The sequence below is a fragment of the Serratia ficaria genome (assembly GCF_900187015.1).
GTDB lineage: Bacteria > Pseudomonadota > Gammaproteobacteria > Enterobacterales > Enterobacteriaceae > Serratia > Serratia ficaria.
In genome coordinates, this window is sequence record NZ_LT906479.1 from 704,972 (window position 1) to 724,327 (window position 19,356).

The 19,356-nt window shown below is 62.7% G+C and carries 20 protein-coding genes and 3 tRNA genes; 16 read left to right on the forward strand and 7 right to left on the reverse strand.

Annotated features, from left to right (window positions below; all coding sequences use genetic code 11):
- The first annotated feature begins 27 nt into the window (after positions 1–27).
- The 8 genes from hpaD (at position 28) to hpaC (ending at position 7,732) form a co-directional block, all read left to right on the forward strand.
- On the forward strand, positions 28–1,101 hold the full coding sequence (hpaD, locus tag CKW09_RS03280) for a 3,4-dihydroxyphenylacetate 2,3-dioxygenase (protein ID WP_095095666.1): 1,074 nt from the start codon (positions 28–30) through the stop codon (positions 1,099–1,101).
- Between the two features lie 52 nt (positions 1,102–1,153).
- The gene (locus tag CKW09_RS03285; RefSeq protein ID WP_061794844.1) at positions 1,154–1,540 is read left to right on the forward strand and encodes a 5-carboxymethyl-2-hydroxymuconate Delta-isomerase; all 387 of its coding nucleotides are present in this window, start codon (positions 1,154–1,156) and stop codon (positions 1,538–1,540) included.
- A 13-nt stretch (positions 1,541–1,553) separates the two neighbouring features.
- Positions 1,554–2,357 carry a 2-oxo-hept-4-ene-1,7-dioate hydratase gene (gene hpaH, locus CKW09_RS03290; RefSeq protein ID WP_061794845.1) on the forward strand — a complete coding sequence of 268 codons (804 nt, stop codon included), beginning with the start codon at positions 1,554–1,556 and terminating at the stop codon, positions 2,355–2,357.
- A 10-nt stretch (positions 2,358–2,367) separates the two neighbouring features.
- Positions 2,368–3,162 carry a 4-hydroxy-2-oxoheptanedioate aldolase gene (gene hpaI / locus CKW09_RS03295; protein WP_095095669.1) on the forward strand — a complete coding sequence of 265 codons (795 nt, stop codon included), beginning with the start codon at positions 2,368–2,370 and terminating at the stop codon, positions 3,160–3,162.
- 3 nt (positions 3,163–3,165) lie between these two features.
- On the forward strand, positions 3,166–4,536 hold the full coding sequence (hpaX, locus tag CKW09_RS03300) for a 4-hydroxyphenylacetate permease (RefSeq protein ID WP_095095671.1): 1,371 nt from the start codon (positions 3,166–3,168) through the stop codon (positions 4,534–4,536).
- Between the two features lie 25 nt (positions 4,537–4,561).
- Positions 4,562–5,458, forward strand: coding sequence for a 4-hydroxyphenylacetate catabolism regulatory protein HpaA (gene hpaA, locus CKW09_RS03305; RefSeq protein ID WP_061794848.1), 897 nt, complete (start codon positions 4,562–4,564; stop codon positions 5,456–5,458).
- A gap of 178 nt (positions 5,459–5,636) precedes the next feature.
- Entirely contained in the window at positions 5,637–7,199 is a 1,563-nt protein-coding gene (gene hpaB, locus CKW09_RS03310) for a 4-hydroxyphenylacetate 3-monooxygenase, oxygenase component (protein ID WP_061794849.1), read from the forward strand.
- A 17-nt stretch (positions 7,200–7,216) separates the two neighbouring features.
- A complete protein-coding gene (gene hpaC / locus CKW09_RS03315; protein WP_061794850.1) occupies positions 7,217–7,732 on the forward strand; it encodes a 4-hydroxyphenylacetate 3-monooxygenase, reductase component in 516 nt (171 codons plus the stop codon).
- Between the two features lie 33 nt (positions 7,733–7,765).
- Here the strand turns inward: hpaC and ampH are convergent, their stop codons facing one another.
- Complete coding sequence (gene ampH / locus CKW09_RS03320) at positions 7,766–8,908, reverse strand: D-alanyl-D-alanine-carboxypeptidase/endopeptidase AmpH (protein ID WP_095095672.1); 1,143 nt, start codon at positions 8,906–8,908, stop codon at positions 7,766–7,768.
- 127 nt (positions 8,909–9,035) lie between these two features.
- The gene (locus tag CKW09_RS03325; protein WP_061794852.1) at positions 9,036–9,788 is read right to left on the reverse strand and encodes a FadR/GntR family transcriptional regulator; all 753 of its coding nucleotides are present in this window, start codon (positions 9,786–9,788) and stop codon (positions 9,036–9,038) included.
- A 236-nt stretch (positions 9,789–10,024) separates the two neighbouring features.
- Between CKW09_RS03325 and CKW09_RS03330 the strand changes: the two genes are divergently transcribed.
- Genes CKW09_RS03330 through fucP form a run of 7 tightly spaced genes read left to right on the forward strand, consistent with a single transcriptional unit; the run spans position 10,025 to position 16,163 of the window.
- Complete coding sequence (locus CKW09_RS03330) at positions 10,025–10,765, forward strand: SDR family oxidoreductase (RefSeq protein WP_061794853.1); 741 nt, start codon at positions 10,025–10,027, stop codon at positions 10,763–10,765.
- 30 nt (positions 10,766–10,795) lie between these two features.
- Entirely contained in the window at positions 10,796–11,641 is an 846-nt protein-coding gene (locus tag CKW09_RS03335; RefSeq protein WP_061794854.1) for a fumarylacetoacetate hydrolase family protein, read from the forward strand.
- A gap of 14 nt (positions 11,642–11,655) precedes the next feature.
- The gene (locus CKW09_RS03340) at positions 11,656–12,933 is read left to right on the forward strand and encodes an L-fuconate dehydratase (RefSeq protein WP_061794855.1); all 1,278 of its coding nucleotides are present in this window, start codon (positions 11,656–11,658) and stop codon (positions 12,931–12,933) included.
- 14 nt (positions 12,934–12,947) lie between these two features.
- On the forward strand, positions 12,948–13,811 hold the full coding sequence (locus CKW09_RS03345) for an amidohydrolase family protein (RefSeq protein WP_061794864.1): 864 nt from the start codon (positions 12,948–12,950) through the stop codon (positions 13,809–13,811).
- Positions 13,789–14,565, forward strand: coding sequence for an L-fucose dehydrogenase (locus CKW09_RS03350; RefSeq protein ID WP_061794856.1), 777 nt, complete (start codon positions 13,789–13,791; stop codon positions 14,563–14,565). The genes CKW09_RS03345 and CKW09_RS03350 overlap by 23 nt, the downstream gene beginning before the upstream one ends.
- The gene (locus CKW09_RS03355) at positions 14,514–14,921 is read left to right on the forward strand and encodes an L-rhamnose mutarotase (protein WP_390900832.1); all 408 of its coding nucleotides are present in this window, start codon (positions 14,514–14,516) and stop codon (positions 14,919–14,921) included. Before CKW09_RS03350 ends, CKW09_RS03355 begins: the two co-directional genes overlap by 52 nt.
- Positions 14,922–14,936: 15 nt before the next feature.
- Positions 14,937–16,163 (forward strand): L-fucose:H+ symporter permease, encoded by a 1,227-nt coding sequence (gene fucP, locus CKW09_RS03360; RefSeq protein WP_061794858.1) that lies wholly within the window; start codon positions 14,937–14,939, stop codon positions 16,161–16,163.
- 17 nt (positions 16,164–16,180) lie between these two features.
- Here fucP and CKW09_RS03365 read toward each other — a convergent pair whose 3' ends face one another.
- Complete coding sequence (locus CKW09_RS03365) at positions 16,181–17,254, reverse strand: GGDEF domain-containing protein (RefSeq protein WP_095095679.1); 1,074 nt, start codon at positions 17,252–17,254, stop codon at positions 16,181–16,183.
- Between the two features lie 264 nt (positions 17,255–17,518).
- On the opposite strand from CKW09_RS03365, the gene CKW09_RS03370 reads away from it, so the two are divergent.
- Positions 17,519–17,803, forward strand: a complete 285-nt coding sequence (locus CKW09_RS03370; protein WP_061794860.1) for a DUF1435 domain-containing protein — start codon at positions 17,519–17,521, stop codon at positions 17,801–17,803.
- Positions 17,804–17,887: 84 nt separating this feature from the next.
- Here the strand turns inward: CKW09_RS03370 and CKW09_RS03375 are convergent.
- From CKW09_RS03375 to CKW09_RS03390, 4 genes are all read right to left on the reverse strand, one after another.
- Positions 17,888–17,974: transfer RNA gene (locus tag CKW09_RS03375), tRNA-Leu, on the reverse strand.
- 48 nt (positions 17,975–18,022) lie between these two features.
- Positions 18,023–18,109: transfer RNA gene (locus CKW09_RS03380), tRNA-Leu, on the reverse strand.
- 36 nt (positions 18,110–18,145) lie between these two features.
- Positions 18,146–18,232 (reverse strand) — tRNA-Leu (locus CKW09_RS03385).
- A gap of 72 nt (positions 18,233–18,304) precedes the next feature.
- Positions 18,305–19,249 (reverse strand): LysR family transcriptional regulator, encoded by a 945-nt coding sequence (locus tag CKW09_RS03390; protein ID WP_095095683.1) that lies wholly within the window; start codon positions 19,247–19,249, stop codon positions 18,305–18,307.
- Between the last annotated feature and the right edge of the window lie 107 nt (positions 19,250–19,356).

The window sequence follows — 19,356 nt, forward strand, 5'->3', positions numbered from 1 at the left end:
ACAACAAAAACGAAAGAGATGAGAACGATGACGACAAAACTTACCACCCATGCTGCCCCTGCTCCCGACGTCGTGCGCTGCGCCTACATGGAAATTCAGGTAACGGACCTCAAAGCGGCGCGCGAATTCTACGTCGACATCCTTGGCCTGGTGGTCACCGCCGAGGACGAGAACACCCTGTACCTGCGTTCGATGGAAGAGTTTATCCACCACAACCTGGTGCTGCGCGAAGGCCCGGTGGCCGCCGTTGCGGCCTTTGCCTTCCGCGTGCGCACGCCGGAAGACGTCGACCGCGCCGAAGCCTATTTCAATGCGCTGGGCTGCCGCACCGAGCGCCGGGTGAACGGCTTCGTCAAAGGCATCGGCGATGCGGTGCGGGTTGAAGATCCGCTCGGCTTTCCGTACGAGTTTTTCTACGACGTGCAGCACGTCGAACGCCTGGCCTGGCGTTACGATCTCTACACGCCGGGCGCGCTGGTGCGCCTCGATCACTTTAACCAAATTACGCCCGACGTCCCGAAGGCCGTGGAATACATCCAGGGGCTGGGTTTCCGCGTGACGGAAGATATCCGCGATGAAAACGGCGTGGTTTACGCCGCCTGGATGCGCCGCAAAGCCACGGTGCACGATACCGCGATGACCGGCGGCGCCGGGCCGCGCATGCACCATATCGCCTTTGCCACCCATGAAAAGCACAACATTCTGGCCATCTGCGACAAGCTCGGCGCGCTGCGTAAATCCGATTTGATCGAACGCGGCCCCGGCCGCCACGGCGTCTCCAACGCCTTCTATCTCTACCTGCGCGATCCCGATGGCCACCGGGTGGAAATCTACACCCAGGATTACTACACCGGCGATCCGGATAACCCGACCGTGAGCTGGGACGTGCACGACAACCAGCGCCGCGACTGGTGGGGCAACCCGGTGGTGCCGAGCTGGTACACCGAGGGATCGCAAGTGTTGGATCTCGACGGCCGGCCGCAGCCGGTTATCGAACGCAGCGCGCCAAGCGAAATGGCCGTCACCATCGGCGCAGACGGTTTTTCCTACACCCGCGAGGGCGATACGGAAAAGGGCTTCAAGCTCGGCAACACCCTGTAACCATCGCCGCGCGGGCGGCTTGCCCGCGCGAATTCGCCGTTCGGAGATTGCTATGCCGCATTTTTATGCTGAATGCACCAACAACATCCGCGAAGAGGCCGATCTTCCCGCCCTGTTCGCCAGGGTCAATCAGGCGCTGGCGGACACCGGCATCTTCCCGCTGGCCGGGGTGCGCAGCCGCGCCATCTGGCTGGACACCTGGCAGATGGCCGACGGCAAGCAGGATTACGCCTTCGTGCATATGACGCTGAAGATCGGTCACGGCCGCAGCCCGGAAAGCCGCGAGCAGGTCGGCGAGATGCTGTTCGCGCTGATAAAGGAACACTTCGCCGCGCTGATGGCGCAGCGTTATCTGGCGCTCTCTTTCACCATGGAAGAGCTGGATCCGCTGCTGAACTACAAGCAGAACAACGTTCACGCGCTATTTCGCAAAGAGTGAGAAGGGGTCGTAAATGCTGGATAAACAGCTGATTAACCGTGCGGTGCAGCGCCTGCATCAGGCGGAGCAAAACCGTGAACAGATCCGTGCGCTGTCGCTCGATCATCCCGAGATCACCATCGAAGACGCCTACGCCATTCAGCGCCAGTGGGTGGCGTTGAAGATAGCCGAGGGGCGCACGCTGAAAGGCCACAAGATTGGCCTGACCTCGCGCGCCATGCAGGTCAGCTCGCAGATCTCCGAGCCGGACTACGGCGCGCTGCTGGACGACATGTTCTTCAACGACGGCGGCGATATTCCTTTCGATCGCTTTATCGTGCCGCGGGTGGAGGTGGAGCTGGCCTTCGTGCTGGCCAAGCCGCTGCGCGGGCCGAACTGCACGCTGTTCGACGTGTATAACGCCACCGACTACGTCATCCCGGCGCTGGAAATCATCGACGCGCGCAGCCACAACGTCGATCCGCAGACCCAGCGGCCGCGCAAGGTGTTCGACACCATTTCCGACAACGCCGCCAACGCCGGCGTGGTGATGGGCGGCCGGCCCATCAGGCCGGACGCGCTGGATCTGCGCTGGATTTCCGCCTTGCTGTACCGCAACGGGGTGATCGAAGAGTCCGGCGTGGCGGCGGCGGTGCTCAATCATCCGGCCAACGGCGTGGCCTGGCTGGCCAACAAGCTGGCGCCTTATGAGGTGGCGCTGGAGGCGGGGCAGGTGATCCTCGGCGGCTCCTTTACCCGGCCGGTGCCGGCCAGGCGCGGCGACACCTTCCACGTGGACTACGGCCCGATGGGCTGCATCAGTTGCCGCTTCGTTTAGGAGAAAACCGATGTTAACCAACCACTTCAAACGGGCGCTGCAGGAAAAACGCCCGCAGATCGGCCTGTGGCTCGGGCTATGCAGCAGCTACAGCGCCGAACTGCTGGCCGGCGCCGGTTTCGACTGGCTGCTGATCGACGGCGAGCATGCGCCCAACAACGTGCAGACGGTGCTGGGCCAGCTGCAGGCTATCGCGCCTTATCCGAGCCACCCGGTGGTGCGCCCGCCGTGGAACGATGCGGTGATGATCAAACAGCTGCTGGACGTGGGCGCGCAAACCCTGCTGATCCCGATGATCCAAAACGCCGGGCAGGCGCGCGATGCGGTGCGCGCCACCCGCTATCCGCCGCATGGCATCCGCGGCGTCGGCAGCGCGCTGGCGCGCGCTTCCCGCTGGAACCGGGTGCCGAATTACCTGCAGCTGGCCGACGAAGAAATGTGCGTGCTGGTGCAGATCGAGACCCGCGAAGCGGTGAAAAACCTCGACGCCATTCTGCAGGTGGAGGGGGTGGACGGGGTGTTTATCGGCCCGGCGGATCTGAGCGCCGACATGGGCTTCGCCGGCAATCCGCAGCACCCCGAGGTGCAGCGCACCATCGACGACGCCATCGCGCGCATCAGCGCCGCCGGCAAGGCGCCGGGCATCCTGATGGCCGACCGGGCGCTGGCGCAGCGCTATCTGGCGTCCGGCGCGCTGTTCGTCGCCGTCGGGGTGGACACCACCCTGCTGGCGCGCGCGGCGGGATCCCTGGCGAGCGAGTTCAAACAGGGCGGGGCGGAAACGCCATCATCGGGAGTCTATTAAGCCATGAACCACGTCGATTCGCTGCCGCCGGCCAACCCGGCGCAGCAACATAAAGCGTTAACCGCCGCCGAGCAATCGGTGATTAAAAAGTTATTTCGGCGCCTGATTATTTTCCTGTTTGTGCTGTTTGTTTTCTCTTTTCTCGACCGCATCAATATCGGCTTCGCCGGGCTGACGATGGGCAAGGATCTCGGCCTCAGTTCGACCATGTTCGGCCTGGCGGCGACGCTGTTCTACGCCACCTACGTGATCTTCGGCATTCCGAGCAACATCATGCTGGGGATCGTCGGCGCGCGGCGCTGGATCGCCACCATCATGGTGCTGTGGAGCATCGCCTCCACCTGCACCCTGTTCGCCACCGGGCCGACCAGCCTGTACCTGCTGCGCATGATCGTCGGCATTACCGAGGCCGGCTTCCTGCCGGGCATTCTGGTGTATCTCACCTATTGGTTCCCGGCGTTTTACCGCGCCCGCGCCAACGCGCTGTTTATGATCGCCATGCCGGTGACCATGGCGATCGGCTCGCTGGTCTCGGGCTACATTCTGGCGCTGGACGGGGTGATGAACCTGAAGGGCTGGCAGTGGCTGTTCCTGCTGGAGGGCATTCCGTCGGTGCTGCTGGGCGTGGCGGTGTGGTTCTATCTCGACGATACGCCGGCCAAGGCCAGGTGGCTGACCGACGAAGAAAAAGCCAGCCTGCAGGCGATGATGGACGCCGACAAGCTGCAGCTGGTGCAGCCCGGCGGCCCGAGCAGCCAGCGCGCGCTGCGGCAGCGCGGCCTGTGGCGCGAAGTGCTGACGCCGGTGGTGCTGATGTACACGCTGGCCTACTTCTGCCTGACCAACACCCTGAGCGCCATCAATATCTGGACGCCGCAGATCCTGCAGAGCTTTAACCAGGGCAGCAGCAACATCGTGATCGGCATTCTGGCGGCGATCCCGCAGATCTGTACCATCGCCGGCATGGTGTGGTGGAGCAAAAGATCCGATCGCCTGCAGGAGCGCAAGCACCATACCGCGCTGCCGTATCTGTTCGCCGCCGCCGGCTGGCTGCTGGCTTCGGCCACCGATCACAGCCTGATCCAACTGCTGGGGATCGTGATGGCCTCGGTCGGCTCCTTTACCGCCATGGCTATCTTCTGGACTACGCCGGATCGGTCGATCAGCCTGGAAGCGCGAGCGGTGGGGATCGCGGTGATCAACGCCACCGGCAACATCGGATCGGCGGTCAGCCCGCTGTTGATCGGCTGGTTCAAGGATCTGACCGGCAGCTTCAATTCCGGGCTGTATTTCGTTTCGGCGCTGTTGATCGTCGGCGCCGTGCTGGTGTGGCGCATTCCGATGGCGGGATCCCGCCCAAGGGCGACGCCTTAGTCGACTGAATTTTGAGGAGGACTGCGTGCAGAAAAGTACCGGCTTTATCGCCAATATCGATATTTGCAAAGAGTACGACGCGCGTTACGCCGCTGATGAGGTGCATTACGAAACCTTCGCCGGGCTGGCGGCGTTCTTCGGCCGCGACATGCAGGTGCACTGGCACGATCGCTTTTTTCAGGTGCACTTTCTGGAGACCGGCAAGATAGAGCTGCAGCTCGACGATCAGCACTATTCGGTGCAGGCGCCGCTGTTTATCCTCACGCCGCCGTCGGTGCCGCATGCGTTCTTCACCGAGCCGGACAGCGACGGCCACGTGCTGACGGTGCGCCAGGAGCTGATCTGGCCGCTGCTGGAGCGGTTGTACCCCGGCAGCAACCTGGCGTTGGACATGCCGGGCATCTGCCTGTCGCTGGCCGACGCGCCGCAGGAGCTGACGGCGCTCAGCCATTACTGGGCGCTGATCCGCCGCGAGTTCAGCCAGGGGTTGGCCGGGCGCGGGCAGACGCTGGCGCTGCTGGCGCAGGCGGTGTTTACCCTGCTGCTGCGCAACACCGCGCTGGAGGACAGCGCCAACAGCGGGGTGCGCGGCGAGCTGAAGCTGTTCCAGCGCTTCAACAAGATGGTGGACGAACGCTTTCGCGAACATCTGCCGGTGCCGGAGTACGCTCAGGCGCTGGGGGTGACCGAATCGCGCCTCAACGACCTGTGCCGGCGCTTCGCCAACCGGCCGCCGAAGCGGCTGATCTTCGACCGGCTGCTGCGCGAGGCCAAGCGCATGCTGCTGTTCAGCGCCTGCACGGTGCATGAAACCGCCTATAGCCTCGGCTTCAAGGATCCGGCCTATTTCGCCCGCTTTTTCAATCGGCTGGAAGGCTGTTCCCCCTCGACCTACCGCGCGGCGCAGCACGCCCTTTCGTAACCGGGATCACAATTCGCAGCGATTGCGGCAGGCTGGCCTGAAAAGTACCGGCGATTGCCGCAAAAGTCTCTTCTCGAAACCGGCATTGGGGGCTTCAATTAAGCAACCAAAAGAAAACATTTCGTTAACAAAAGGCCGCATTCACGGCCGGTAAAATGCCGATTACGAGGAAGACCCGATGAAACCAGAAGACTTTCGTGCCGACAGCAAACGCCCGTTCACCGGCGCCGAGTACCTGAAAAGTTTGCAGGACAGCCGCGAAATCTACATTTACGGCGAACGCGTGAAAGACGTCACCACCCACCCGGCGTTCCGCAACGCGGCGGCTTCGGTGGGCCAGCTGTACGACGCGCTGCACGATCCGGCCAGCCAGGATCGCCTGTGCTGGAATACCGACACCGGCAACGGCGGCTACACCCACAAATTCTTCCGCTACGCCCGCAGCCCGGAAGAGATGCGCCAGCAGCGCGACGCCATCGCCGACTGGTCGCGCCAGAGCTACGGCTGGATGGGACGCACCCCGGACTACAAGGCGGCGTTCGGCTGCGCGCTGGGCGCCTATCCGGAATTCTACGGCCAGTTCGCCGATAACGCCCGCCACTGGTACAAACGCATTCAGGAAACCGGGCTGTACTTCAACCACGCCATCGTCAACCCGCCGATCGATCGCCACAAGCCGGTCAACGAAGTGAAGGACGTCTACATCCAGGTGGAGAAAGAGACCGACGCCGGCATCGTCGTCAGCGGCGCCAAGGTAGTGGCCACCAACTCGGCGCTGACCCACTACAACTTTATCGGCTTCGGCTCGGCGCAGGTGATGGGCGATAATCCGGACTTCGCGTTGATGTTCGTGGCGCCGATGGACGCCGAAGGGGTGAAGCTGATCTCGCGCGCCTCCTACGAACTGGTGGCCGGCGCCACCGGATCGCCGTTCGACTACCCGCTTTCCAGCCGCTTCGACGAGAACGACGCGATCTTGATCATGGATCATGTACTGATCCCCTGGGAAAACGTACTGATCTACCGCGATTTCGACCGCTGCCGCCGCTGGAGCACCCAGGGCGGCTTCGCCCGGCTGTTCCCGCTGCAGGCCTGCGTGCGCCTGGCGGTGAAGATGGACTTCATCACCGCGCTGCTGCAAAAGAGCCTGTCTTGCACCGGGGTGCTGGAGTTTCGCGGCGTGCAGGCCGATCTGGGCGAAGTGGTGGCCTGGCGCAACCTGTTCTGGTCGCTGAGCGACGCGATGTGCGCCGAAGCCACCCAATGGGAAAACGGCGCCTACCTGCCGGATGCCGCCGCGCTGCAGACCTATCGGGTAATGGCGCCGATGGCCTACACCAAGGTGAAGCACATCATCGAGAAGAACGTCACCAGCGGCCTGATCTACCTGCCGTCCAGCGTGCGCGACATGAACAACCCGCAGATCGACAAGTACCTGTCCCGCTACGTGCGCGGATCGGACGGCATGGATCACGTCGAACGCATCAAGATCCTCAAGCTGATGTGGGATGCGATCGGCAGCGAATTCGGCGGCCGCCATGAGCTGTACGAGATCAACTACGCCGGCAGCCAGGATGAGATCCGCCTGCAGTGCCTGCGTCACGCTCAGGGATCCGGCACCATGGATCGGATGATGCAGATGGTCGACAAGTGCCTGGCGGACTACGATCAGCACGGCTGGAAGGTGCCGCACCTGCATAACAATGGCGATATTAATCAGCTGGATAATCTGCTGAAGTAATTCAGGAGGAAGATGGTATGTCTCAGGAAAATGAACAGCGCTTACGCTTTCGCGACGCCATGGCCAGCCTGTCGGCGGCGGTGAATATCGTCACCACCGACGGCCCGGCGGGGCGCTGCGGCATCACCGCCACCGCGGTGTGCTCGGTGACCGATACGCCGCCCACGCTGCTGGTGTGCATCAACCGCAACAGCGCGATGAATCCGGTGTTTGAAGGCAACCGGCGGCTGTGCGTCAACGTGCTGAACCATGAGCAGGAACTGATGGCGCGTCACTTCGCCGGCATGACCGGGGTCAGCATGGAGGAGCGTTTCCGGCTGGAAGAGTGGCAGCGCGGCGCGCTGGGCCAGCCGGTGCTGCGCAATACCCTGGCCAGCCTGGAGGGCGAGATCGAACAGATCCAGATCATCGGCACCCACCAGGTGTATCTGGTGCAGATCAAACAGATCGCGCTGGGCGAAGCCGGCAACGGGCTGATCTACTTCAAGCGCAACTTCCATCCGGTGATCCACCAGATGGCGGCGCTGGCGTAAACGATCGGGGGCGCGGCGCCGCGCCCCTTTGGCTCAACTCTTGTTGGCCGCCAGATCGCCCACCAACCGGTTGACCGGATCGCTCATGTTGGTGAACCTGCTCAGTTCCGAACGCGTAACCACCACGAACACCCCCACGTTTTTCTGCGGGATCATCGCCATATAGGTGATGAAGCCGCCGCCGCCGCCGGTCTTCTGAATAATGCCCGGCAGGCCCTCCTTCGGCGCCATATACACCCAGCCCAGCCCCAGCGCATCCGCCTGTCCCGGCACGTCCATGCCCTTCAGCGACACCAGATCGTTACGCTGGAAATACATGGTCTGCTCGCTGGCGGCGGTGGATTTGCGCGGGCCGCCGACATTGGAGGAGAGGAACTGCTGCATCCAGCGCTGCATGTCGCGCGGGGTGGAGTAAATGCCGCCGCTGCCGGCCGCCGCGGTGGTGTCGCGGCAGGCGCTTGGCCCGGCCGAGGCGACCATCAGGCGCGAGCACTGTTCGGCGCTGGGCGTCAGGGTGGTATCGACCATGCCGAGCGGCGCGGTGATTTTTTCCTTCAGCAGCAGGCTGTAGGGTTTGCCCGCCGCGCGCGACAGCGCATCGGCCAGCAGGTCATAGGCCAGGTTGGAATAAGAGGCCCGCACGCCCGGCGGCACCGTGACGTTGGCGTGTTCCAGCCACTGCCAGCGCTGCGCCTTGGTCGGCCAGGTAAACACCGGCGTCTTCGGCGGCTTTTTGCCCGGCTGTTCGCGCGGCAGCGCGCTGGTATGGGTGGCCAGGTTCAGCAGGGTGATCGGCTGGCGCGAATTATAGGCCGGCACGTAGGCGCCCCTGGGGGCGTACTTGCGCAGCGGATCGGTCAGTTTGACCTGGCCATCCGCCGCCATTTTGACCATCACTTCGCTGGTCATCAGCTTGGTGATCGAGGCGATGCGGATCAGCGAATCCGGGCGCGGGCGCAGGTTGTTGCCCGGGCGGGTGTCGCCAAAGCTGCGGTTCACCACCTGATTGCCGTCGATCACCACCAGCGCCATGCCGGTGGCGCCGCTGTTATAAAAAATGTGTTCGGCATACTGGTCGACGATTTGCGAAGCCAGCTGCGGGGGCGCGGCCATCACGGCCAGCGGCGCGGCGCACAGGCCCAGCGCCAGCAATAAAGCGGGGACAGAGTTCTTCAACGGTCGTTATCCATTTAAAAATGCAGCAGCGAAAGGGCGAAATGCTCCCCTCAGTGTAATGCGCCAGGGCGGTGCCTGCATGTGGAAAAAAGAGCCATTCGGCGAAATTTTTTTGGCGCTTTCCGGCCTAGGGCGCGCGGGTGAAGATGGCGATCACTTCATCCAGGTGCGCCTTCATCGCCTTGCGCGCGCCGCGCACGTCGCGCGCTTCGATCGCCGCCAGGATCGCCCGGTGTTCCAGTTCGGATCGGTGCGGCATATCGTCCGGCGTGTAGTGGCGCTGCAGCACGCGGAACATGCTGCCGTAGCGGTGGCCGAGCAGGTGGCCGATGATGAACGCGTAGGCCGGATTGCCGCTGGCCTGGGCGATGCGGATGTGGAACAGGCGATCGCCGGGGTGGGTGGCGGAGCCCGCGCGGTTATCGCGGCAGTTCTGCTCGTAGGCGGCGCGGATGCCCGCCAGCTCTTCGTCGGTGGCGTGGCGGGCCGCCAGCGCGGCGGTTTCCGGCTCGATCAACAATCGGGTTTGCAGCAGCGAGAACGGCGGCAGCTCGGCGTTGAAATCCAGTTCGATATTCAGCTCATCGTCGATCTCCGCCCACTGATCGCGGCCGGCCTGGGCCATGACCGGCTCCTGCGACGCCGCGGTTTGCGCCCGCACGATCACGCCGTTGCCGACCTTGACGTCCACCAGGCCGATCACTTCCAGGGCGATCAGCGCCTCGCGCACCGAAGCGCGGCTGACCTGCAATTGCTGGGCGAGGTCGCGCTCCGACGGCAGCCGGCTGCCGGGCGGAAATTCGTTATTCTCGATCAGTCGTTTTAGCTGGTCGGCTATCTGTCTGTAAATACGCGGGTTTTCCAGTCGAGTGATCGGCATTTTTTACCTTAGGCTGGTCGATGTTAAGTGATGTTGCGCACAAATATTGCTCAAGCCGCTTGAGTAATGGTTATTCAAGTGTAAAAAATTGGTTAATCGAAATGCTGTTTCAAATGTGTTTCATTAACTTCTCATCCAAACGATAACGCGTAAAGCGTCTTTTGTCATGTTAAAGGCCTGACCTTTAATCGCCTTTAGTGGCCTGACCATTAGACCTTTGACGCCAAGGAGCCAAGATGGATTTAACCGGGAAACGCGTGCTGATCACCGCCGCCGGGCAGGGGATCGGCTTCACCACCGCCAGGCTGTTCGCCGCCGCCGGCGCCGAGGTGATCGCCAGCGATATCGACACCGCGCAGCTGCAGGGCAGCGCCGGCATTCGCGCACTGCAGCTGAACGTCACCGATCCGGCGGCCATCGCCGCGGCGGCGGAAAGCATCGGCCCGATCGACGTGCTGTTCAACTGCGCTGGGGTGGTGCACAGCGGCTCTATCCTCGAGTGCAGCGAGGAACAGTGGGCGTTTGCCCTCGATCTCAACGTCACCGCGATGTACCGCACCATCCGCGCCTTCCTGCCCGGCATGCTGGCGCGCGGCAAGGGCTCGATTATCAACATGTCTTCGGTGGCCTCCAGCATCAAGGGCGTGCCTAACCGCTTCGCCTACGGCGCCAGCAAGGCGGCGGTGATCGGCCTGACGCGCTCGGTGGCGGCGGATTACGTCACTGAGGGCATCCGCTGCAACGCCATCTGCCCGGGTACGGTGGAATCGCCGTCGCTGCGCCAGCGCATCGCTGAGCAGGCGCGCGAGCAGGGCCGCAGCGAGCAGGAGGTGTACCAGGCATTCGTCGCCCGCCAGCCGATCGGCCGTATCGGCACCACCGAAGAGATTGCCCAGCTGGCGCTGTACCTGGCTTCCGACGCCAGCTCCTACACCACCGGCACGGTGCAGATTATCGACGGCGGCTGGAGCAACTGAACCATCCCGTCATTTTTTAGAGAGGAACGCATGAAACTTTTACGCTATGGCCAACCCGGGCAAGAACGCCCCGGCATTCTCGATAATAACGGCCAGATTCGCGATCTTTCGCAGCATGTCGCCGACATCGGCGGCGAAGCGCTGCTGCCTGCCGCGCTCGACACGCTGCGCGCGCTGGATCTCGCCAGCCTGCCGCTGGTGCCTGGCCAGCCGCGGCTGGGGGCCTGCGTCGGTAACATCGGCAAGTTCATCTGCATCGGCCTGAACTACGCCGATCACGCGGCGGAAACCGGCGCGGCGATCCCCAGCGAGCCGGTGGTGTTCAGCAAATGGACCAGCGCGGTGGTCGGGCCGAACGATGCGGTGGAAATCCCGCGCGATTCGCTCAAAACCGACTGGGAAGTGGAACTGGGGGTGATCATCGGCCAGGGCGGGCGCTATATCAGCGAACGGGACGCCATGCGCCACGTCGCCGGTTACTGCGTGATCAACGACGTCTCCGAGCGTGAGTTCCAGATCGAACGCGGCGGCACCTGGGACAAGGGCAAGGGCTGCGATACCTTCGGGCCGACCGGCCCCTGGCTGGTGACCGCCGACGAAATCGCCGATCCGCACCGCCTGAACCTGTGGCTGGAGGTGGACGGCAAGCGCTATCAGGACGGCAATACCAGCACCATGATTTTCCGCATTCCGCAGATCGTCAGCTACCTGAGCCGCTTTATGAGCCTGCAGCCGGGGGATGTGATCTCCACCGGCACGCCGCCGGGCGTCGGCATGGGGCAGAAGCCGCAGCCCGTTTACCTGCGGGCGGGCCAGACGATGCGGCTGGGCATCGAAGGGCTGGGCGAGCAGCGCCAGCAGACCGTACAGGCTTAACCGGGAGCAGCTTGATGACCACCATTACCGCACTGCGGGTTGAAGACATTCGTTTCCCCACCTCGCTGGGGCTGGACGGATCCGACGCCATGAATCCGGATCCCGACTATTCCGCCGCCTACGTGATCCTCGAAACCGATCGCGGCGATCTCAGCGGCCATGGGCTGACGTTCACCATCGGCCGCGGCAACGAGATCTGCTGCGCGGCGATCCGCGCGCTGGAGCAGCAGATCGTCGGCGTGCGGCTGGAAGAGATCGCCGCCGATATGGGCGCCTTCTGGCGGCGCTTCACCAGCGACAGCCAGCTGCGCTGGATCGGGCCGGACAAAGGGGCTATCCACCTGGCCACCGGCGCGGTGATCAACGCGGTCTGGGATCTGTGGGCCAAATCGCTCGGCAAGCCGGTGTGGCGGCTGGTGGCGGACATGACGCCGGAAGAGCTGGTGCGCTGCATCGATTTCCGCTACATCACCGACTGCATCACGCCGCAGGAGGCGCTCAGCCTGTTGCAACAACGGGCCGAAGGCAAGCCGCAGCGTCTGGAACGCCTGCTGGAAGAAGGCTACCCCTGTTACACCACCTCGGCCGGCTGGCTGGGCTACCCGGACGACAAGCTGCGCCGGCTGTGCCAGCAGGCGGTGGACGCCGGTTTTTCCTACCTGAAGCTGAAGGTCGGGCGCGATCTGGAGGATGACATTCGCCGGGTGCGCATCGCCCGCGAGGTGATTGGCCCGGATCGCCGGCTGATGATCGACGCCAATCAGGTGTGGGAAGTCAACGACGCCATCCCCTGGGTCAACCACCTGGCGTTCGCCGAACCCTGGTTTATCGAAGAGCCGACCAGCCCGGACGATATCGAAGGGCACCGCCGCATCCGCGAAGGGGTGCGCCCGGTCAAGGTGGCCACCGGCGAGATGTGCCAGAACCGCATCATGTTCAAGCAGTTCATCATGCGCGGGGCGATCGACGTGGTGCAGATCGACGCCTGCCGCCTGGGCGGGGTTAATGAGGTGCTGGCGGTGATGCTGATGGCGGCCAAGCATCACCTGCCGGTGTGCCCGCACGCCGGCGGCGTCGGGCTGTGCGAGTACGTGCAGCACCTGTCGATGATCGATTTCCTGTGCATCGCCGGCACTCACGACGGCCGGGTGATCGAGTACGTCGATCATCTGCACGAGCACTTTGTCGATCCCTGCGTGATCCGCGGGGCGGCCTATATGCCGCCGAGCCGGCCCGGCTATTCGATCGAGATGCATCCGTCTTCGATCGAACAGTACCGGTTCCGCGGTTGAAGCGGGGGGCGGCCATGTTGCGCATCGACGCTCATCAGCACTATTGGCGCTACCGTCCGCAGGACTATGGGTGGATCGGCGAGCAGATGACCGCGCTGCGGCAGGATTTTGGCCCGGCGCAGCTGCAGCCGCTGCTGCAGCGCCATGGCTTCGACGGCGCGCTGGCGGTGCAGGCGCGTCACAGCGAGCGGGAAACGCTGGAATTGCTGGCGCAGGCGGAGGCGATCGGCGGCCCGAGCGGCGTGGTGGGTTGGCTGGACATCGCCGCGCCGCAGCTGACGCAGCGGCTGGAGGACATCGGGCAGCGCTCCGCGCTGCGCGGGCTGCGGCACCAGGTGCAGGATGAGGCGCAGCCGGCGGAGTGGCTGGCGCGGCCGGCGGTGCAGCGCGGCATGCGAGAGCTGCAGCGCCGGGGTTACGTGTACGAGATGCTGGTGACGCACCGGGATCTGGCGGCCGCGGCGCAGTTCGCCGCCCGCCACGACGATTATTGGCTGGTGCTGGATCATCTCGGCAAGCCGGATATCGCCCGCGGCGCACAGCACTGGGCGCAGCAGATCCGGCCGCTGGCGGCGTTGCCGCACGTGGCCTGCAAGCTGTCCGGGCTGATCACCGAGGCGCCGGGCGGGCAGTGGCGGCCCCGGCAGCTGCTGCCGTTTTTCGAGGCGGCGCTCGAGGCGTTCGGCCCGCAGCGGCTGATGTTCGGTTCCGACTGGCCGGTGTGCCTGCTGGCGGGGGATTACCGCCAGGTTTATCAGCTGTGCGAGCAGGCGATTGCGGCGCTGGGGCCTGCGCAGCAGGCGGCGATTTGGGGCGGCACCGCCTGTCGGGTTTATGGTTTAACGGAGTCTGGTTATGGATCTGTATCTGAAAAATAAAGTGGTGATTGTCACCGGCGGCGGCTCCGGCATCGGCGCGGCGATTTCTCACCTGCTGGCGGAAGAGGGGGCGATCCCGGTGCTGGTCACCAACGCCGAGCCGGACGCGGCGTTTCTCGCCGAGCTGCAGCGGCTGCAGCCCAAGAGCGAAGTGATCCTCACCGAGCTGTGCGAAGAGGCCAGCTGCCGCCAGGCGGTGAGCCGCACGTTGGCGAGCTTCGGCCGCGTCGACGGGCTGGTGAACAACGCCGGGGTCAATGACGGCGTCGGGCTGGAGGCCGGCCGCGAGGCGTTTGTCGGCTCGCTGGAGAAAAACCTGGTGCACTACTACCTGATGGCGCATCTGTGCCAGCAGGCCTTGCAAAGCAGCCGCGGCGCCATCGTCAACATCGCCTCCAAAACGGCGCTCAGCGGCCAGGGCGGTACCAGCGGCTATACCGCCGCCAAGGGCGCGGTGCTGGCGCTGACGCGCGAGTGGGCGGTAGCGCTGCGCCACGATGGCGTGCGGGTGAACGCGGTGGTGCCCGCCGAGGTGATCACCCCGCAGTACCAGCGCTGGATCAACAGCTTCGAACAGCCGCAGCGGCAGCTGGAGGCGATCACCGCGCGCATTCCGCTCGGCCGGCGTATGACCACGCCGCAGGAGATCGCCAATACCGTGGCCTTCCTGCTCTCCGCGCGCTCGTCGCACACCACCGGGCAATGGCTGTCGGTGGACGGCGGTTATCTGCACCTCGATCGGGCCATCACGTGAACGGCCCGGCGGCGGGGCGGCGGCGCTTCTGTCAGGCGCTGGATCTGATCGATTCACCGGCGCTGATCGAGGAATACCAGCGCCATCACCGGCGCATTTGGCCGGCCATCGCCGATCATTTGCGCCGGCACGGCATCCTGGAGATGGAAATTTACCGGCTGGGCACCCGGCTGTTCATGATTGTGGAGGTCGGCGCCGACTTTGACGCCGCGCGTTTTGACGCCGCCAGCCTGAACCATCCCGAGGTACAGCGTTGGGAAGCGCTGATGTGGCAATACCAGGCCGCCACCCCCTGGACGCCGCAGGGCGAAAAATGGGTGGTGATGGAGCGGATATTCTCGTTGCAACAACAATAATCTGAGGATACATCAATGCTTGCTGAAAAAAGTGCGGCCGCAGTGCAGCCGGGCGTCAGTGCGACCGCCAACCTGCGCTGGGCATTTATCCTGGTCACCAGTCTGTTCTTCATGTGGGGGCTGTCTTACGGCCTGCTGGACGTATTAAACAAACACTTTCAGGAAACGCTGCACGTCACCAAGGCGCAGTCGGGGCTGCTGCAGGCGGCCTATTTCGGCGCTTATTTCCTGGTCGCGCTGCCCGCCGGGTATTTTATGGACAAGAAGGGGTACAAGGCGGGCATTCTGGTGGGGCTGTGCCTGTATGCGCTGGGCGCGCTGCTGTTTGTGCCGGCGGCGTCGGCCAACAGCTTCGGCGCGTTTCTGTTCGCGCTGTTTGTCATCGCCTGCGGTTTGGGCTGCCTGGAAACGGCGGCCAACCCCTACGCCACGGTGCTGGGGGACGCGCGGGGCGCCGAGCGCCGGCTCAATCTTTCCCAGTCGTTCAACGGTCTCGGGCAGTTTATCGGCCCGATGATCGGCGGCACCCTGTTCTTCTCCGCCAGCCAGCCGGCCGGCGGCGATCAGGGCATGGTGAAGATGACCTACGTGGCGATCGCCGTGCTGGTGTTACTGATCGCCTTTCTGTTCAGCCGCACCCGGCTGCCGGACATCCGCGAGGAGGAAAAGCCGGTGCACGGCGTTATCGCGCGGGGGCTGTGGCAGCACCCGCACTTCGTCGGCGGGGTGATCACCCAGTTCTTCTACGTGGCCGCGCAGGTCGGAGTGGGGGCGTTCTTTATCAATTACGCCACCGAGCACTGGCGCGACGTTTCCAACCAGAGCGCATCTTACCTGCTGTCGATCGCCATGATCTGCTTTATGGTCGGGCGCTTCTTCAGCACCTGGCTGATGGGGCGCGTCAAGCCCGCCACCCTGCTGATGGTTTATTCGCTGGTCAACATTGCGCTGTGCGGCGTGGTGATGCTGAGCCTCGACGGGGTATCGGTGGTGGCGCTGATCGCGGTGTTCTTCTTTATGTCGATCATGTTCCCGACCATTTTCGCCCTTGGGGTGAAAAACATGGGCAAGCACACCAAACGCGCCAGCTCGTTCATGATTATGGCGATCGTCGGCGGCGCCATCATGCCGTACTTTATGGGGGCGCTGGCCGATCGTTACAGCACCGCGCTGTCTTATCTGCTGCCGCTGCTGTGCTTCGCGGTGGTGTTCGTCTACGGCCTGCGGCAGCGCCGCAGCTGAGCGGCCGGCCCGCCGCTTCAGCCGGCGGCGGGCGGCGCGTTCTGCGCCAGCTGAATGGTGTTGCGGCCGCTGTTTTTAGCCAGATACAGCGCGGCGTCGGCCGCGCCGATCGCCGATTCGACGTCCAGCTTCTCCAGCGCCGAGATGCCGGCGCTGAGCGTGACGGTGGTGGTTTCCAGCTGGTTGAACTGATGGGGGATCTCCAGCGCCAGCACCCGTTGCCGCACCCGCTCGGCTAACCGGGCGGCGTACTCTTCGTCGACGTTGGTCAGCAGCACCAGAAACTCTTCCCCGCCGTAGCGCGCCACGATATCCCGCGAGCGCACCGCGTCGCGAATGGCGACCGCCACCTGCACCAGCGCCCGATCGCCCATCGCATGGCCGTAGTTGTCGTTGTAGGCCTTGAAGCGATCGATATCGAGCAACAGCACGAAATGCCGGCCGGTCTGGGGTTCCGGCAGCATGGTGATCTTGTTCTCCAGCCCGCGGCGGTTATACAGGCCGGTTAACGGATCCAGCATGCTTAAATTATTGAATCTGTCCCTTTCATGGTACAGGTTGGCGACCAGCGTTCGGGTAAAAATCTCGCTGCGTTTCAACATCAAATGATGGATTGAAAAAGCGATAATCGGCAAGACGATGGTGAATAATATCCGCATGGTGTTATGCATGCCGTCCAGTAATAAGATCACCATGGCGGATGGCACTGCATGCAAACAGAAGGCGATGAAATTATCCGTCAAAGCGATGGCGCTGATAAAAAATATGCTGAACAGGCTAATTAATAAAAAACTTTGGTTGTTCGGCGCACAGTATTGGCTCTTGACATAAATATGCGCCGCCCACAGCAGGCCGACCACGATGGCGAACTGGTTGAGCTTTTTAATGTACTGCCGGGGAGATTGCAGGGTAAATAGCAATGCGGCCAAACAAAATATCGGTATGCTTAATAAAGGCAGGGTAAGCGACGGTTTGTTGTTGAACGGGACCAATAGCGTAAATACGGAAGAGGCGGCATTCATCAATAAGAAAAGAAATACTGATAGACGCTGTTTGCTGTTCAGCAATTCCTGATAAGAACGGGCGTTCATACGGAGTTCACTCTTTACCAAATCGATCTGTCGGATAATTAAGGTTGAGAAGTATTCCCTCGGCGTGAAATAGACACCCGAATTGCATGGTTGTTGATTGTGATTATTAACCTGCGAATGAGACTAGGAATTTTCTTATATCAAACTAGCATTTTTTAGCCTTGGTGTCATCTGCGGTTTGGCCGCGGCGGCGAAAATGATGCACGTCGAAAAAAAGTGGTATATGATATTGGTTCTCATTATCACTTGAAGGGTAGGGTTATCATGATTGCAGCCATGATTACCGCGTGTGGCCTGTGGGGCGTCAGCTGGTGCCTGGGCGATCGCCTGGCCAGCGCCTGGGGCGTGCTGTTGCCTTGCGCCCTGATGCCATTGCTGGCGTTGATCGACCTGGACATGATGCAGTTGCGCACGCTGATCGTGATCGCCATGCTGGCGACGCTGGTGATGCTGTTCAACAGCCGCCTGCGCCACTACCTGCTGCTGCCTTCCTGCATGGCGTTAGCGGGCGGTTTGGCGGCCATCAGCCTGAATTTCAACCTCGGCTGAAAACGCAAAAACCACGCTTCGGCGTGTTGGTCATCGTATCGTTGGGGAGTTGCTTCGGGGGGGCTTGCCGGAGAGGTCATCAATTGGTGCGAAGAGAGGGACTTGAACCCTCACGTCCGTAAGGACACTAACACCTGAAGCTAGCGCGTCTACCAATTCCGCCACCTTCGCACAGTCGATGTTGTTGCTTGTATCCTGATTTATATTACGTCGCCAGCGTGGTGCGAAGAGAGGGACTTGAACCCTCACGTCCGTAAGAACACTAACACCTGAAGCTAGCGCGTCTACCAATTCCGCCACCTTCGCATCGATGCTGCGTGCAATATAAATCATGTGGTTATTTGGTGCGAAGAGAGGGACTTGAACCCTCACGTCCGTAAGGACACTAACACCTGAAGCTAGCGCGTCTACCAATTCCGCCACCTTCGCATACCAGAAACATTACCGGAGTAACGTTACCACGGAGGCGAATTCTAGAGATTTTGGCGGACACGTCAATAGTTATTTCCCCTGTTTGCGGGCGTTTGCTGGAAAAACAGCCATATCGCTGCTTTTGTGAGGCTCAAACAGCCAAATCAGCCAGTCAATCAACACTCTGACCCGCGGCGCAAGGAAGCGGCCGGGCGGATACATGATGTAAATCGGCATCGGCGGAGGCGGCGTTGCCGCCAGCACCTCGACCAAATCCCCCTTTTCCAGCCAGGGCGCCAGCGAATAGCGCGCCGCCTGGATCAGCCCCATGCCGGCGCGGGCGCCGCTGGTATAGGCGTCTGCGCCGCTGACGCTCAGCCGGGCGGGCAGCTCGCGCAGCTCCAGCTTGCCGTCGCGGCAAAACTCCAGCGGATAATCGCGGTTGTTGGCGAGCGAGAAATAGCCCACCGCCCGGTGGCGCTGCAGATGATCGATCGACTGCGGCACGCCGCGTTCCCGCAGGTAGGCCGGGGAGGCGCAGGTCAGCTGCGGCAGTTGGGCGATGCGCCGGGCCACCAGGCTGTCGTCTTCGGTTTCCCAGGCGCGCAGCACGCAGTCCACGCCTTCGCGCAGCAGGTCGACGTGGGTGTCGTTGGCGCCCAGGGCCAGGGTGATGTCCGGATAACGCCGGTAAAAATCATCCAGCGCCGGAATGACTATCTCGCGCGCCAGCGAGTGCGGCATATCGATGCGCGCTTTGCCGGAGGGCTGCAGTTTCTGGTGGCTGAACAGCGTATCCGCTTCTTCGAGCGCCCCCAGCAGCTGCACGCAGCGCTGGTAATACAGCGTGCCTTCGTGGGTGACCTGCACCTGACGGGTGGTGCGGATCAGCAGCCGCACGCCGAGGCGCTGCTCCAGCCGCTTCAGGGTATTGCTGACGGTGGCGCGCGGCAGCTGCAGGCGCTCGGCCGCCCGGCTGAAGCTGCCCAGCTCCACGATGCGGGTGAAAATGCGCATGGCCTGAACCTGATCCATTCTCCCCTCCGTATTGTTAGCGATTTTTGAACAGTGATGAGTAATTCGCATTATTTATCTTTGCAGGGTAAACAACCAGACTTTGTTGCGTTATCCATTCACGGCAT

Excerpts from the sequence above, each read along its gene's own strand:
- fucP (WP_061794858.1), top strand. The coding sequence starts at position 14,937 with ATGCTTGCTGAAAAAAGTGCGGCCGCAGTGCAGCCGGGCGTCAGTGCG.
- hpaX (WP_095095671.1), top strand. The coding sequence starts at position 3,166 with ATGAACCACGTCGATTCGCTGCCGCCGGCCAACCCGGCGCAGCAACAT.
- CKW09_RS03335 (WP_061794854.1), top strand. The coding sequence starts at position 10,796 with ATGAAACTTTTACGCTATGGCCAACCCGGGCAAGAACGCCCCGGCATT.
- hpaI (WP_095095669.1), top strand. The coding sequence starts at position 2,368 with ATGTTAACCAACCACTTCAAACGGGCGCTGCAGGAAAAACGCCCGCAG.
- hpaD (WP_095095666.1), top strand. The coding sequence starts at position 28 with ATGACGACAAAACTTACCACCCATGCTGCCCCTGCTCCCGACGTCGTG.
- CKW09_RS03390 (WP_095095683.1), bottom strand. The coding sequence starts at position 19,249 with ATGGATCAGGTTCAGGCCATGCGCATTTTCACCCGCATCGTGGAGCTG.
- CKW09_RS03340 (WP_061794855.1), top strand. The coding sequence starts at position 11,656 with ATGACCACCATTACCGCACTGCGGGTTGAAGACATTCGTTTCCCCACC.
- CKW09_RS03345 (WP_061794864.1), top strand. The coding sequence starts at position 12,948 with ATGTTGCGCATCGACGCTCATCAGCACTATTGGCGCTACCGTCCGCAG.
- CKW09_RS03285 (WP_061794844.1), top strand. The coding sequence starts at position 1,154 with ATGCCGCATTTTTATGCTGAATGCACCAACAACATCCGCGAAGAGGCC.
- hpaC (WP_061794850.1), top strand. The coding sequence starts at position 7,217 with ATGTCTCAGGAAAATGAACAGCGCTTACGCTTTCGCGACGCCATGGCC.
- CKW09_RS03370 (WP_061794860.1), top strand. The coding sequence starts at position 17,519 with ATGATTGCAGCCATGATTACCGCGTGTGGCCTGTGGGGCGTCAGCTGG.
- CKW09_RS03365 (WP_095095679.1), bottom strand. The coding sequence starts at position 17,254 with ATGAACGCCCGTTCTTATCAGGAATTGCTGAACAGCAAACAGCGTCTA.
- CKW09_RS03330 (WP_061794853.1), top strand. The coding sequence starts at position 10,025 with ATGGATTTAACCGGGAAACGCGTGCTGATCACCGCCGCCGGGCAGGGG.
- CKW09_RS03355 (WP_390900832.1), top strand. The coding sequence starts at position 14,514 with ATGGCTGTCGGTGGACGGCGGTTATCTGCACCTCGATCGGGCCATCAC.
- CKW09_RS03325 (WP_061794852.1), bottom strand. The coding sequence starts at position 9,788 with ATGCCGATCACTCGACTGGAAAACCCGCGTATTTACAGACAGATAGCC.
- CKW09_RS03350 (WP_061794856.1), top strand. The coding sequence starts at position 13,789 with ATGGATCTGTATCTGAAAAATAAAGTGGTGATTGTCACCGGCGGCGGC.
- hpaH (WP_061794845.1), top strand. The coding sequence starts at position 1,554 with ATGCTGGATAAACAGCTGATTAACCGTGCGGTGCAGCGCCTGCATCAG.
- hpaB (WP_061794849.1), top strand. The coding sequence starts at position 5,637 with ATGAAACCAGAAGACTTTCGTGCCGACAGCAAACGCCCGTTCACCGGC.